The sequence below is a fragment of the Streptomyces sp. CA-135486 genome, assembly GCF_050936555.1.
Lineage (GTDB): Bacteria > Actinomycetota > Actinomycetes > Streptomycetales > Streptomycetaceae > Streptomyces.
The window spans coordinates 3,301,632-3,315,781 of the sequence record NZ_JBNJMM010000002.1 but is presented as its reverse complement, the minus strand read 5'-3'; the positions used below and the strand labels follow the sequence as shown (position 1 = coordinate 3,315,781).

Here is a 14,150-nt window from a genome sequence, read left to right as displayed (position 1 = left end):
GTCGCGGCGAGCGCCGTCCAAAGACGGACGGCGGCACCCTCTCCGGGAGGCCATGGAGATGACCCGATACGCAGCGCCGGGCAGCGACGGCGCGATCGTCTCGTACGAGTCCCGCTACGCCCACTGGATCGGCGGCGAGTATGTGCCGCCCGCCCGCGGCCAGTACTTCGAGAACCCGAGCCCGGTCAACGGCCGCCCCTTCACCGAGATCGCCCGCGGCACCGCCGAGGACGTCGAACTCGCCCTGGACGCGGCGCACGCGGCCGCGCCCGGCTGGGGCCGTACCGCACCGGCGGAGCGCGCGAGCATCCTCCTGAAGATCGCCGACCGCATGGAGGCGAACCTCGAGAAGCTGGCCGTCGCGGAGAGCTGGGAGAACGGCAAACCCATCCGCGAGACGCTGGCCGCCGACATCCCGCTCGCCATCGACCACTTCCGCTACTTCGCCGGCGCCCTCCGCGCCCAGGAGGGTTCACTGAGCGAGGTCGACGACGACACGATCGCGTACCACTTCCATGAGCCGCTGGGCGTGGTCGGCCAGATCATTCCGTGGAACTTCCCGATCCTGATGGCCACATGGAAGCTGGCACCCGCGCTGGCCGCGGGCAACGCGGTGGTACTCAAGCCCGCCGAGCAGACCCCGGCCTCGATCCACTTCTGGCTGAGCCTGATCGCCGATCTGCTGCCGCCGGGAGTCGTCAACATCGTCAACGGCTTCGGCGTCGAGGCGGGCAAGCCCCTCGCCTCCAGCCCGCGCGTCGCGAAGATCGCGTTCACGGGTGAGACCACCACGGGGCGGCTGATCATGCAGTACGCCTCAGAGAACATCAGGCCCGTCACCCTGGAGCTGGGCGGCAAGTCGCCGAACATCTTCTTCGACGACGTCTGGGCGGCGGACGACGAACTGCGCGACAAGGCCCTCGAAGGCTTCACCATGTTCGCCCTCAACCAGGGCGAAGTATGCACCTGTCCGTCGCGAGCACTGATCCAGCGGGGGCACTACAGCGAGTTCCTGGAGGCGGGCATCGCCCGCACCGAGAAGATCCTCCCGGGCCACCCCCTCGACACCGACACGATGATCGGCGCCCAGGCCTCCAACGACCAGCTCCAGAAAATCCTTTCGTATCTGGACATCGGCCAGCAGGAGGGCGCCAAGATCCTGACGGGCGGTCAGCGAATCGAGTACGACGGCGAGCTGGCGGGTGGCTACTACGTCCAGCCCACGGTCTTCGAGGGTGACAACAGGATGCGGGTATTCCAGGAGGAGATCTTCGGCCCGGTCGTGGCCGTCACATCCTTCTCGGACTTCGACAACGCGATCAGGACGGCGAACGACACGCTGTACGGGCTCGGCGCGGGCGTGTGGACGCGGGACATCAACACGGCCTACCGGGCGGGGCGCGCCATCCAGGCGGGCCGGGTCTGGACGAACTGCTACCACGCCTATCCTGCGCACGCGGCGTTCGGCGGCTACAAGCAGTCCGGGATCGGCCGGGAGAACCACAAGATGATGCTGGAGCACTACCAGCAGACGAAGAACCTGTTGGTGAGCTACTCCCCCAAGAAGCTGGGCTTCTTCTAGGGACCCAAGCGAAGGCGCCTGAACTGGGATTTTGCCCCGTCAGGCGCCTTCTGCCGTTCCGGCCGTGCGTGGGCGAGACGCCCCGCGCGGGGCGTTACCCGTCAGTCGATGCCTTCCCGGCAGGTCGTCCGTTCCAGTCGAGGCAGACGACCAGTGCGTCGTCGTCGAGCGGACTCTCCCCGTGGTGTCCGGCGAGCTCATGCAGCACGGCACTGGGAACCTGCGGCGGTGGGAGAAGTCTCGTGCCGGTCAACGAGCGGGCCAACGCCCGCTCGCCGTAGCGCTCTCCGGCCGGGGAAGAGGCGTCGTACACCCCGTCACTGCCGAAGAGCAGCCGGTCGCCGGGACGCACGGTGAAATGCTGAGGTGTGTAGACGGTGTCCTCGAACATGCCCAGGGGCAGCTGCTGCTCGAAGGAGATCCGGTCGACGGTTCGGTCGCGCAGCCGCCACACGCGGGGTGAGCCGGCGTCGACCGCTTCCACGTCGCCGGTGTTGAGGTCGAAACGCAGCAGCAGTACGGAGACGTGGGCGCGGCCCTGGTACTGGGCGTAGATCGCCTGGTCGGCGAGGGTGGCCTGGCCTGCGAGGTCGAGACCGGCGCGTCTCGCGTTGCGCAGGGCGTTCACGGAGAGGTTGGTGAGCAGGGCGGCTTCGATGCCCTGCCCCATGCCGTTGGTGACGGAGAGCGTCAGGTTTTCGGCGGAGACGGACCAGTCGTAGTTGTCGCCGAAGATCGCGTAGGCCGGTTCCAGGTGCGCGCCCAGGGAGAACTCGGGGCGGGAGCAGGACCGGCCCGGCAGCAGCTGCCACTGCATCTCCGCGGCGAGGGTGAGCCGGGCGGCACGCCGGGCGAGAACATAGAGGTCGGTGTCGCGTTCGGCGACCAGGATCTCGTGACCCAGGGCCTCGCAGATGTGCTGCATCTCCGGCAGGGCTGCCTGCGTGTAGCCGTTCTCCGGCAGCCTCACGGACAGCACGCCCATCCGGTCGCCGCGAATCGTGACCGGGAGGTGCACCTCCACCGACCGGTCGGCGGGATCGCTCGTGACCACCGGTTCCTGGGCCCCGAAGGCGCGGCCTTGCGGGCTGTTGTGGATGGGGACCGGCTCGGTGACAAAGGGCACGGATTCCACGGCCTGGAGGCTGCGCATGCCGTAGTCGGCGAGCCTCAGCTCCACCTTTTCCGCGGCGTACTGCTCGGTGAGCGCGACCGTCACGATGCTGAGCAGGGTGTGGGGCGCGGCCGTGCGCAGCGCCTTCTCCACAGCAGCGAATTTGTCCACGTCATCCTGCTTCTCGTGTAGGCCGGAACCGAGACCCGGCGGGACTGCGGTGTGGACCGCCGGTGCACGCCGCAGTCGGCCTACGCACGCTCACCAAGGCCCGTGGTACCCCGCACCCCAGGCTACGCCGCGCCACCCCGGACCGCGGAGAGCTCGGCCACTCAGGACGAACCTCAGGATCAGCAGCGGGCACCGCAGGCTAACATTTGCCGTGCAGCAACAAAGGCGTGGCGGCACAGCAGTAGTCGATCGCTGTGATCGCAGCACAGGCGCACCAGTCGATGAACCCACGGAGACGAGGCCGCAGAATGTCCCGCACGGAGACCAACCTCAACATCGAGGTCGTCGTCCACGACACCGAAACTGCCGTCCTGACCATTGGCGGCGAGCTGGACATCGATACCGCCACATCACTTCACCACCACATGGCCAACCAGTTCGTCCATGGACGCCGCCACCTCGTTCTGGACCTTTCGGATCTGGAGTTCATGGACTCATCGGGTCTGAACGTGCTGATAAAGGCCGGTCGCGAAGCGCGCAACACGGGGGGCGACCTCCACCTCGCCGCGCCCACTCCTGCCGTTCGCCGCCTCTTCGAGATCACCGGCCTCAGCGTTGCCACGCCCATTCACACCAACGTCGACAAGGCGCTCGCAACAGCGGCGACTTCCGCGCCTCAGGCCGAGGAGACGACATGACCCTCCGAGCGGCAGAGCCCTGCCGGACCAACCGCTGAACGCACTCAGGAGTGGTCACGACACCTGAATGCCGATGAGGCAGGTGTCGTCGTCCGTATCGGACTTGCTGTGGGTGAGCAGTCGGTCGAGCCGGCGTTCCAGGGTGGTTGCGGGGGCCTGGGCGGTGGCGATCAGTTGGGCCAGGGATTCGTGCACGGCGGTGTCCCTGCGCTCGACGAGGCCGTCGGTGTACATCAGCAGCGTGTCGTCCGGCTCGAGCTGGACCTCGTCCTCGTGGTACTGGGCCCCGGCGAGAGCACCGAGGAGCATTCCGCCGAGCACGGGCAGGGTATCGGCGTCGTTGCCACGTACCAGCACCGGCGGCAGGTGTCCCGCCCTGGCCCAGCGCAGGATGCGGGTCTCGGGGTCGTACAGGCCGCAGACGGCCGTGGCGGTGACCTGTTCGGTGAGGTGATGGGCCACCATGTTCAGCCAGGAGAGCAGCTGGCCGGGGCCCGCTCCGGTGACGGCGAGACCGCGCATGGCGTTGCGCAGGACCACCATGCCGGTCGCCGCGTCTATGCCGTGGCCTGCTACGTCCCCCACGCACAGCAGGATGCGCTTGGACGGCAGGACGACCGCGTCGTACCAGTCGCCGCCCACCAGGGACTCCGACTCCGCCGGCCGGTAGCGTACGGCGACCTGCAGCCCGGGGGCTTCGACGATGTCCGGGGTGGGCGGCATGATGGCGTGCTGGAGTTGCAGCGCGAGACGGTTGCGCTCGGCCGATTCCTGTTCCGTGTACGCGAGTTGGTCGCGGGTGGCGGCGAGCGCCACCTCGGTCCAGTGCTGGGATGAGATGTCCTGGTAGGCCCCGCGCACCGCGAGGAGCCGGTCGTCGGCGTCGAGGACGGGCTCGGCGATCACCCGGATATGGCGCGTGACTCCATCAGGGCGCTCAAGGCGGAAGGCCGTCGAGGTGGCACGGCGATGGTGGAGCACCGACTGGACAAAGCGGCCGATGGCAACGGCGTCGTCCGGGTGGGCATGGTCGGCGAGGTCCTGAAGGGACACCGGGCTGTCCGAGCCCGTACGCCCGTACAGGGCGAAGAGCTCGCCGTTCCAGGTGATCTCCCCGGTGACGAGGTTTTCCTCGAAGCCGCCGATGCGGCCGAGGCGTTGCGCGTGCTGGAGCAGGCTGGCGAGCCGCACGGTCTCGTCCTCGATGCGCCAGATGAGCAGGACGCTGTCGCCCTGTCTGCTGATGCTGAGGTCGGCGACGGAGGCGAGCGGCACCTGGTCGACCAGCGCGGTGAGCGTCATCCGCCGGGCGCGGAAGGGCTCACCGGTGGCGTAGACGTGTTCCACCTTCTCGAACAGATCGCTGTGACCGGCGGCCATGGGGTAGGCCTCCAGCAGCAGCGCCCCGTTGACGGCGCTCCTGGGCCGTCCGGCCGGGTCGACAAAGCTGCTGTTGGCGTGACGAATACGGAAGTCGGTGAGGTGGCCCTCGGGATCGAGGTGTGGTGTGAGGACCAGCGCGGGGTCGTACAGCCCGTCGGACAGGTCCACCAGTTCGGAGACGTCGACCAGCTCCCGCGCTGCCGGGAGGAACACTCCGGAGCCGGGAAGATCCTCGAGGGTGTGGGCGCACAGCTCGGCCAGGGCTTCGAGCTGTCGGGTTATGGCGGGCGACTGCGGTGTGAGCGGCCCTGGCCAGCAGATCTCGAGAACGCCGTGTATCCGGCCGCCCGTGCCCGCGGGCAGCGCGACCCGGCCACCGTCCGGGGCCTGGCTGTGCCCGATGGAGGGAATGCCGGCCTCGGCGAGAGAGGTGATCGGCAAGGTGCGGCGCTCGCTGAGTGCCTGTCGGGCCACGGTCGCCACACCGGGTGGCACGTACCGCCAGCGTCCGGCCTCGTCGGCGCTGAAACCTGCGTGGCCGTACAGGGTGAGCGAGGCGTCCGAACCGATGGCCCACACGGCCACAGCCGTGGCCCCCAGCGGAGCCAGCGCGTGTTCGAGCAGGGACTCGGCGACCGCCTGGGTGTCGGCGGCGGCGAGCGCGGCGCACTCCGCGGTGCGCAGTCGCACGGCGACGGACGAGCCGGCCTCTTCCTCGTGCCGCGGATCGCCGCTCGCCCGCCTGAGGAAGTCGCCCGCGACTTCGGCCACCTGGTCGCAGGCGGCCTGGTTGATGATGTCCGCGGCCAGCTCCAGCTGTGACAGGCCGGCTTGATCGGCAAGTTCGGCCAACTGCCGTGCCGCCTGTGCCGGGCCGCATTGGAGCCGCTCGATCATGACGCCCTTGGCGAGTTCGACCAGGGCCCGGCCGTCGGCGGCAGCGTGCGCCTCACGCACCTCTGCGCGGAGTCGTTCGACAGTGGCCGCCAGGCGACCGACTGTCGAGGTCCGACCGGAGCGGGTCTCTTCCGGTCCGGTCCTCGACGCTGGAACGGAGCCGGTCGACGCCTCTCCCCCGCCCGCCGAAGGGTGAGAAGACCGCAGGTGCGGCCGTCTCTCGCTCATGAGGTCACCTGGCGTCAGCTCGGCAGCCGGCCGCGGAGCGGCGTCGGCGGTGCGGGACACCGATTCCGCCAAGGGGTCGTGCCCGGAGCCGGGTGACACCGGCGGGTCGTCGCCGTTGGAATCTCCGTGGTGCTCTGGAGTACTCAAGGCGCCGACTCCTCGGTGGGGTGGTTGCTTGCCGTGGGATGGACACATGCATGGGGACCTGGCGAAGACAGCGTCGTCTACCGGTCGTTCAGCCAGCGGCGGACGCAGGCGATGAGGTCGTCGGCGTCCACCGGCTTGGTGACATAGTCGCTGGCGCCGGAGGCGAGGCTCTTCTCCCGGTCTCCGGGCATGGCCTTCGCGGTGACGGCGATGATGGGCAGCTCCGTGTGTGCGGGCATCCGCCGGATCTCCGCGGTCGCCGCGTAGCCGTCCATCTCGGGCATCATCACGTCCATCAGGATGAGATCGATGTCCGTGTGTTCGGCGAGTGCCTCGATTCCCTCACGGCCGTTCTCGGCGTGCAGGACCTGGATGCCGTGGAGCTCCAGGATGCCGCTGAGGGCATAGAGGTTACGGGCGTCGTCGTCGACGACGAGGACGGTCCGGCCGTGCAGACCGTCGTCCACGGTGTGCGGAGCCTGCGTGCGGGGTTCCTCGGCCCGCACCAGGGGGACGACATCGCCCGGCTGCTCGGCCGACAGGTGCAGCGCGATCCGTTCGCGCAGTTCGTCCAGGCTGGAAAGCAGCTCCATCGGCCGCTCCTGTGCGCGCAGTTGCAGGGTTCGCTCGTGTGCCGCGTCGAGGCGGCGGTTGTTGTGCGCGAGTACGGGAACAGTCCGCAGAGCGGCATCGCCGTCCATCGCGTCGAGGAAGCGCAGCGCCTCATTGTTGGCCATGTCGAGTTCGAGCACCACACAGTGGAACGGCTGCGCGGCAAGGGCACTCGCGGCTTCCTGCGGTCCTACCGCCGCGATGACCTCGATGTCCTCGCGGTCGGTGGAGTCGCGTCCGCCGGCGAGTTCCGCGACCGCGCTCTCGGCGACGAGGGACAACAGCCCACGCACGCGCTCCTCGATCACAAGCAGCCGGCGAGGCTTTCGCGACGACGCAGCCGTGGCCGAGCCGGCGCGCTGCCCGTCGGAGGCGACGACGATCCCGCCGTCCCCGGCCGAGGCGGCCGGGTCGTCCGCCGGCTGCTCCCGGAAGTCGGCGCGCGCGATGGGCAGGTACAGCGTGAACGTGCTGCCCCGGCCGGGTGTGCTCCTGGCGGTGAGGGCGCCGCCGAGCAGGTGCGCGATCTCACGGCTGATGGACAGACCGAGTCCCGTGCCGCCGTACTTGCGGCTGGTCGTACCGTCCGCCTGCTGAAAGGCGCCGAAGATCGCTTCAAGCTGCTGCTCGGCGATTCCAATGCCGGTGTCCTTGACGCGGAACGCCACGACGGCACCGCCGCCGTGCACCGTCGCCGGCAGTTCATCGCCGGCGGCCGACTCGATACGGAGCTCCACGCTCCCCCGTTCGGTGAACTTGACGGCATTGGAGATCAGGTTCCTCAGGACCTGCCGCAGCCGGGAGTCGTCGGTGAGCAGGTCCCCAGGCACTCCGGGTGCCGTCGTGATGGTGAAGTCAAGGCTCTTCTGGGTGGTCATGGGCCGGAAGGTGGCCTCGACATAGTCGAGAAGCTGCCGGAGTACGACGCGCTCGGGGTTGATGTCCATCTTGCCGGCCTCGATCTTCGACAGATCAAGGATGTCGTTGATCAGCTGAAGCAGGTCGGAACCGGCCGAGTGGATGATGCCCGCGTACTCGACCTGCTTGGCGGTCAGATTGCGCGTCGGGTTCTGGGCCAGCAACTGGGCGAGAATCAGCAGGCTGTTGAGCGGGGTCCGCAGCTCGTGGCTCATGTTGGCGAGAAACTCGGACTTGTACTTGGACGCGAGGGAGAGCTGCTGCGCCCGGTCCTCCAGCTCCTGACGCGCCTGCTCGATCTCCAGGTTCTTGGTCTCGATGTCGCTGTTCTGGGACGCGAGCAGGGCGGCCTTCTCCTCCAGTTCCGCATTGGAGCGCTGCAGTTCCTCCTGCTGGATCTGCAGCTCCTCGGAGCGCGACTGGAGTTCACCGGCGAGCCGCTGGGATTCGCCCAGCAACTCGTCGGTGCGGGCATTGGCAACGATGGTGGCGACGTTCACACCCACCGTTTCCATGAGTTGTTCGAGGAAGTCCCGGTGGACGGGTGTGAAGGCGGTGAAGGAGGCCAGTTCGATGACGCCGAGAACCTGGTCGTCCACGACGATCGGCAGCACGATCAGACTGCCCGGTGTCATCCGGCCCAGTCCGGAGGAGATGGCGACGTAGTCCCCGGGCACACCGTCGGCGGCGATGATCCGGCGGCTGCGCGCCGCCTGACCGACCAGGGACTCACCCAGCTTGAAGCGTTCGTGGCCGGTGCTGTCCGTGGGGCGCCCGTAGGAGCCGACGAGCCGGAGGTCGATACCGTCCGAGCTCTCCTCGGCGAGGTAGAAGCCCCCGTACTGGGCGGAGACGAGGGGCGTGAGTTCGTCCATGACGAGCTCCGCCACCACGGCCAGGTCGCGATGGCCCTGCATCAGTCCGGAGATCAGGGCGAGGCTGGACTTCAGCCAGTCCTGTTCCTGGTTGGCCCGGGTCGTCTCGCGCAGGGAGCCGACCATTGCGTTGATGTTGTCCTTGAGTTCGGCGACCTCGCCGGAGGCGTCGACGGTGATCGACCGCGTCAGATCCCCCTCGGCGACAGCGCTGGCGACCTCGGCGATGGCCCGCACCTGGCGGGTGAGGTTACCGGCGAGCTCATTGACGTTCTCGGTGAGCCGCTTCCAGGTGCCGGACACGCCTTCGACCTCTGCCTGGCCGCCGAGGCGGCCCTCGCTGCCCACTTCGCGGGCGACGCGGGTCACCTCGGCGGCGAACGAGGACAGTTGATCGACCATCGTGTTGATGGTCGTCTTCAGTTCAAGGATCTCGCCCCGGGCGTCGACATCGATCTTCTTGGACAGGTCTCCGTTGGCGACGGCAGTCGTGACCAGGGCGATGTTACGTACCTGCCCCGTCAGGTTGTTCGCCATGGAGTTGACGTTGTCGGTGAGGTCCTTCCATGTGCCGGCGACGTTCGGCACGCGAGCCTGGCCGCCGAGCCGGCCCTCCGTGCCGACCTCACGGGCCACGCGGGTCACCTCGTCGGCGAACGCCGACAGGGTGTCCACCATCGTGTTGATCACCTCGGCGAGGGCGGCGACCTCGCCCTTGGCCTCGACCGTGATCTTCCGCGACAGGTCACCGCGCGCCACCGCAGTGGCCACCTGAGCGATGGAGCGAACCTGGCCGGTCAGATTGGAGGCCATCACGTTGACGTTGTCGGTGAGGTCCTTCCACGTGCCGGAGGCGCCGCGCACCGTGGCCTGTCCGCCGAGGTTGCCCTCGGTGCCCACTTCGCGGGCGACGCGCGTGACCTCGTCGGCGAATGCGGACAGCTGGTCGACCATCGTGTTGATGGTCTCCTTCAGCTCCAGAATCTCACCACGGGCATCCACCCGGATCTTCTGCGACAGATCACCTTGGGCGACGGCCGTCGTGACCTGGGCGATCGAGCGCACCTGAGCCGTCAGGTTGTCGCCCATGACATTGACGGACTCGGTGAGGTCCTTCCACGTGCCGGAGATGCCCTTCACGTCGGCCTGGCCGCCGAGGCGCCCTTCCGTACCGACCTCGCGGGCGACGCGGGTCACCTCGTCGGCGAACGACGACAGCTGGTCGACCATCGTGTTGATGGTCTCCTTCAGCTCCAGAATCTCACCGCGGGCATCCACATCGATCTTCTGCGACAGATCACCCTTCGCGACGGCGGTGGCGACCTGGGCGATGGAGCGCACCTGGGCGGTCAGGTTGCCGGCCATGAAGTTCACGGAGTCGGTCAGGTCCCGCCAGGTTCCGGAGACACCCTTGACGTCGGCCTGGCCGCCGAGGATGCCTTCCGTACCGACCTCGCGGGCCATACGGGTCACCTCGTCGGCGAACGACGACAGCTGGTCGACCATCGTGTTGATGGTGTTCTTCAGCTCCAGAATCTCACCGCGGGCATCCACATCGATCTTCTGTGACAGATCACCCTTGGCAACCGCGGTCGCCACGTGGGCGATGTCGCGGACCTGCGTGGTGAGGTTGCCCGCCATCGCGTTGACCGAGTCCGTCAGGTCCGCCCAGGTGCCGGAGACGCCCGGAACCTCGGCCTGCCCTCCCAGGGTTCCCTCGGTACCGACCTCGCGGGCGACGCGGGTCACCTCGGAGGTGAACAGGGACAGCTGGTCGACCATGCCGTTGAACACGGTGGCGATCTCACCGAGCAGACCGCCCGCCTCGCCCGGCAGACGTGTGCCGAAGTCACCGTCGCGCACCGCTGTGAGCCCGGCCAGCAGCTGCCTCAGCTCCGGCTCCCCCACTTTGCCCGCGCCGCGCGCGCGTGACCGCGGCACCGGAGGCGAGTTCTCGACCGTCGTCTCAGACATGACCAATCCTCGTTACGCTCGCCGGGCACCCCGTCGGAAGACGGGGCACCGCCGCGGCCCAGGACACGGGCCGCCCCCCCTCGACGCCTCATCCCGTCGGCTCGATAGTTGTCGTACGGCAAAGGTCGAGGCAGAGTACCCCGGCGTGACTCCCGGAGGAAAGCGAGCAAGAGGTGGCGCCTGAAAGCCCTGCTCACCCGTCCTCATCGCCGGGGATGCAATTGAGCTTCGCCAGTTCGGCGTTGAATTGCGCGCCGGTCAGCAGCGCGAGGTTCGACACCCACAGCCAGACCAGGAACACGATGAACCCGGCGAGAGGTCCGTAAAGGCGGTCGTAGGTTTCGACGCTGGACGTGTAGAGGGCGAATCCCGCGGAGCACGCGAGCCAGAGAACACCGGCGAGGGCACCCCCGAGAGCCCTGCGCCGCACTCCTCGGGTCTGGGCGGGTCCCGAGCGGAACAGCACCAGGACCATCGTGGCGACCAGGCAGAACAGAAGCGGCCACTTCATGACGTCCCAGGTAGCCGCTGCCACGCCGCCCAACCCCAGCGCCTGACCGAGGCTTTCCGCCAGCTGACCGCTGAGCATGAGCACGAGCGCGCTGGAGACAAGAACACCCAGTAGCAGACAAGCGGTCAGGACAACGCGCGGGGCGGTTCGCCACACGGCACCACGGTCCTCCACCCCGTGCATCGAGTGCAGCGCCCGGCGGAACACCGCAAGGTAGCTGGATGCGGACCACAGTGCGCCGCCGGTGCCCGCGGCAGCGAGAAGCCAGGCAGCCGATTGGCGGCCTGCCATGTCCTGCAGGGCGTTCTCCAGGGTCGACCGGGATGTCGCGGGGACAACTGCGGCCACCCGTTCGATGAGCGCCTCGGTCTGCGAAGCGTCGGCGATTCCAATGAAGGACAGCGTGACGAGAAGGGTCGGGAAGAGGGCGAGGACCGCGTAGTACGTCAGAGCCGCCGCCCAGTCGGTGACGTCATCGGTCCAGATCGACACAGGGGTGCGGCGCAATGCGCTCAGCACGTCGGACAACGGAGGCAGGCCCTGGGCGGCTGCGCCTGTGCTCTCTCGCGCTCCGGGGTGCGCGGCCTGATCGCTGTGCATGATGTCTCCTGCGGCAGAGGGTCACTCCGCCCTGTTACCCCCACGGCACGAGCCTTCATCCGCCACCGGGCCGACCGGTCGAACAGGTGCCGACCGAAGGCATGGGCAGGTGTGAAGTACCCGTGGAGATCGTGACCACGAGAACGCACACTGGTCGCCTCGAACCGACACAGGGAGGCAGGCCGTCACCGTGGGCCCGTCGCCGGTGGAAAGATATGGTTGTTGTGCGGAGTAGATTCTGGCCCACGGGCTCGAATCCACAGCCACCGCCGGTGCTCCCCGCAAAAAGCTTTCCACCAGCACGCGTCGCTCCACCGAACCAACGCCGCCTTCCGGAGAGATGCGGAGAACAGGAGCGCGACGCGGGGCCGGCTCCAACGGCCAAGGACGTCTGATTCGGAGTGTCACTAGATATGGACGCGAAGCCCGCTTCCTCTGAGAGCTGGCCGCAGGAGACCGCTCAGGCGGCCCGCGAGCTCATCGAGCTCCTGGAGGTGTTGTGGGAGCGCGGCAAAGACATGGTTTCCCCGGCCCCCGTGTCGGCGTCCCAGCTTCGTGTCCTGTACAGCCTTGACCGCTACGGGGGAATCAACCTCCGCACTCTGGGCGAGGCGCTGGGTTCCGCTCCGCCATCGGTGAGTCGCCTGTGCGATCGGCTGGAGGCTCTCGGGTTCGTCCAGCGGCTCCCGAGCCCGGTCAGCCGACGGGAACTGGAACTGCATCTGACCAGTCGAGGAAAGGCGTACCTGCGCAACCTGAGGGCCCAGCGACAGGAGGCATTGCTGTCGGTGATCGCCACGATGACGCCGTCGGCACGCAAGGCGCTGCTGAAGGGGCTTACGAGTTTCAAGGACGCACTCGACGAAGCAGGCAGTGTCCCAGGACGAAGACCGTCGGCCAAAGGCGCCCGATCCGCCTGACCCCCGCGCTCGACGACAACAGCCCAGTCGATTGGCCACTGCCCCACTTCTCGTTCTCGCTTCGTCATACCGAACAGCACGATCGGCCCCCTCGGGCCCGAGCCCGAGGGTGTTGTCTCAAGGATACAGTTACCCAACGGCAACTGTGGGCGATAGCTGACGACCGGCGCGGATCAGTTCGCAGGTGCGTCTGGTGCACCACCACCGTCGCCGCCTTCCTCGCGCCCCCTCCAGTCGAGGCAGACGACCAATGCGTCATCGTCCAGAGGGGTTTCCCCGTGATACCCGGCGAGCTCACGCAGCACAGCACCCGGCACCTGAGCCGGCGGCAGCAGCCTCGTACTCAGGAGAGACCGGGCCAGCGCCCTCTCGCCGTAGCGTCCCCCCTCGGGGGATGACGCTTCGTACACACCGTCGCTCCCGAACAGCAGACGGTCGCCGGGCTGCACCGTGAAACGCTGGGGAACATAGACCGAGTCCTCGAACATCCCCAACGGCAGCTGAGCCTCGAAGGGGATCGACTCGACCGAGCGCTCACGCAACCGCCACATGCGGGGCGAACCGGCATCCACCGCTTCCACATCGCCCGTGCCGAGGTCGATGCGCAGCAACAGCACGGAGACGTACGCATTGCCGCGGTATTGCGCATATACGGCCTGATCCGCCAGAGCCGCCTGTCCGGCGAGGTCAAGACCGGCACGGCGGGCGTTGCGCAGCGCGTTGACCGCGAGATTCGTCAGCAGGGCGGCCTCGATCCCCTCCCCCATTCCGTTGGTGACCGTCAGAGTCAGCTGGTCGGCCGAGGCGGACCAGTCGTAGTTGTCGCCGAAGATCGCGTAGGCGGGCTCGAGGTGTGCACCGAGAGCGAATTCCGCGCGGGCGCAGGATCGGCCGGGAAGCAGTTGCCACTGCATCTCCGCCGCCAGCGTCAGCCGTGCGGCGCGGCGCGCGAGGACGTACAGGTCCGTGTCGCGCTCGGCGACCAGGATCTCGTGGCCGAGCGCCTCGCAGACGTGCTGCAACTCCGGCAGCACCGACCCCGAGTAGGCCCCCTCCGGCATTCTCACCGTCAGGATGCCCGTGCGGTCCCCGCGGACGGTGACGGGCAGATGGACATCGACCGCGCCGGCATCCTTCGTCACGCACGGCTCCTGGGAGCCGAAAGCACGTCCCTGCGGACTGCCGTGGATCAGCACGGGCTCCGTCGCATACCGAGCATTCTCCACGGCCTGCAACGAGCGCATACCGTAGTCGGCCAACCGGAGCTCGACACGTTCGGCACCGTACTGCTCCGTGAGCGCGCCGGTCACCACACTCAGCAGGGTGTGCGGCGCAGCGCTGCGCAGAGCCCGCTCAACAGCGGCGGATTTGTCCACGTCATCCTGCTTCTCTATGTGCCAGGAACACGCGGCCCTGCATGCCGGGCCACGCGCGCGCCCGTCGACGCCAGCGTACGCCGGGGCGAGGCACGATTTACACTGGCCATACTACGAACCCGAGACAACATTTGCCACACGGCA

General features: G+C 68.0%; 8 protein-coding genes. 3 read left to right on the top strand and 5 right to left on the bottom strand.

Annotation, left to right across the window (positions count from 1 at the left end):
• Positions 1-58 precede the first annotated feature (58 nt).
• On the top strand, positions 59-1,582 hold the full coding sequence (gene exaC / locus ACQEVG_RS34745) for an acetaldehyde dehydrogenase ExaC (protein ID WP_432991346.1): 1,524 nt from the start codon (positions 59-61) through the stop codon (positions 1,580-1,582).
• A gap of 94 nt (positions 1,583-1,676) precedes the next feature.
• Here exaC and ACQEVG_RS34740 read toward each other — a convergent pair whose 3' ends face one another.
• Positions 1,677-2,867, bottom strand: coding sequence for a PP2C family protein-serine/threonine phosphatase (locus tag ACQEVG_RS34740; protein ID WP_432991344.1), 1,191 nt, complete (start codon positions 2,865-2,867; stop codon positions 1,677-1,679).
• Positions 2,868-3,175: 308 nt separating this feature from the next.
• Here ACQEVG_RS34740 and ACQEVG_RS34735 point away from each other — a divergent pair, with 308 nt between their 5' ends.
• Positions 3,176-3,565 (top strand): STAS domain-containing protein, encoded by a 390-nt coding sequence (locus ACQEVG_RS34735; RefSeq protein WP_432991342.1) that lies wholly within the window; start codon positions 3,176-3,178, stop codon positions 3,563-3,565.
• A 54-nt stretch (positions 3,566-3,619) separates the two neighbouring features.
• Here the strand turns inward: ACQEVG_RS34735 and ACQEVG_RS34730 are convergent, their stop codons facing one another.
• From ACQEVG_RS34730 to ACQEVG_RS34720, 3 genes are all read right to left on the bottom strand, one after another.
• Positions 3,620-6,073 (bottom strand): SpoIIE family protein phosphatase, encoded by a 2,454-nt coding sequence (locus tag ACQEVG_RS34730; RefSeq protein WP_432991340.1) that lies wholly within the window; start codon positions 6,071-6,073, stop codon positions 3,620-3,622.
• A gap of 224 nt (positions 6,074-6,297) precedes the next feature.
• Positions 6,298-10,599: a HAMP domain-containing protein gene (locus tag ACQEVG_RS34725; RefSeq protein WP_432991338.1), complete on the bottom strand. Its 4,302-nt coding sequence runs from the start codon at positions 10,597-10,599 to the stop codon at positions 6,298-6,300.
• A gap of 193 nt (positions 10,600-10,792) precedes the next feature.
• Complete coding sequence (locus ACQEVG_RS34720; protein WP_432991336.1) at positions 10,793-11,710, bottom strand: YihY/virulence factor BrkB family protein; 918 nt, start codon at positions 11,708-11,710, stop codon at positions 10,793-10,795.
• Between the two features lie 413 nt (positions 11,711-12,123).
• On the opposite strand from ACQEVG_RS34720, the gene ACQEVG_RS34715 reads away from it, so the two are divergent.
• A complete protein-coding gene (locus ACQEVG_RS34715; RefSeq protein WP_432991334.1) occupies positions 12,124-12,630 on the top strand; it encodes a MarR family winged helix-turn-helix transcriptional regulator in 507 nt (168 codons plus the stop codon).
• Positions 12,631-12,803: 173 nt separating this feature from the next.
• On the opposite strand, the gene ACQEVG_RS34710 is transcribed toward ACQEVG_RS34715, so the two are convergent.
• On the bottom strand, positions 12,804-14,006 hold the full coding sequence (locus ACQEVG_RS34710) for a PP2C family protein-serine/threonine phosphatase (RefSeq protein ID WP_432991332.1): 1,203 nt from the start codon (positions 14,004-14,006) through the stop codon (positions 12,804-12,806).
• Positions 14,007-14,150: the final 144 nt, after the last annotated feature.

What these genes read in the sequence shown, in the direction of transcription:
- ACQEVG_RS34730 (WP_432991340.1), bottom strand. Translation starts at nt 6,073, where the DNA reads ATGAGCGAGAGACGGCCGCACCTGCGGTCTTCTCACCCTTCGGCGGGC.
- ACQEVG_RS34725 (WP_432991338.1), bottom strand. Translation starts at nt 10,599, where the DNA reads ATGTCTGAGACGACGGTCGAGAACTCGCCTCCGGTGCCGCGGTCACGC.
- exaC (WP_432991346.1), top strand. Translation starts at nt 59, where the DNA reads ATGACCCGATACGCAGCGCCGGGCAGCGACGGCGCGATCGTCTCGTAC.
- ACQEVG_RS34715 (WP_432991334.1), top strand. Translation starts at nt 12,124, where the DNA reads ATGGACGCGAAGCCCGCTTCCTCTGAGAGCTGGCCGCAGGAGACCGCT.
- ACQEVG_RS34735 (WP_432991342.1), top strand. Translation starts at nt 3,176, where the DNA reads ATGTCCCGCACGGAGACCAACCTCAACATCGAGGTCGTCGTCCACGAC.
- ACQEVG_RS34720 (WP_432991336.1), bottom strand. Translation starts at nt 11,710, where the DNA reads ATGCACAGCGATCAGGCCGCGCACCCCGGAGCGCGAGAGAGCACAGGC.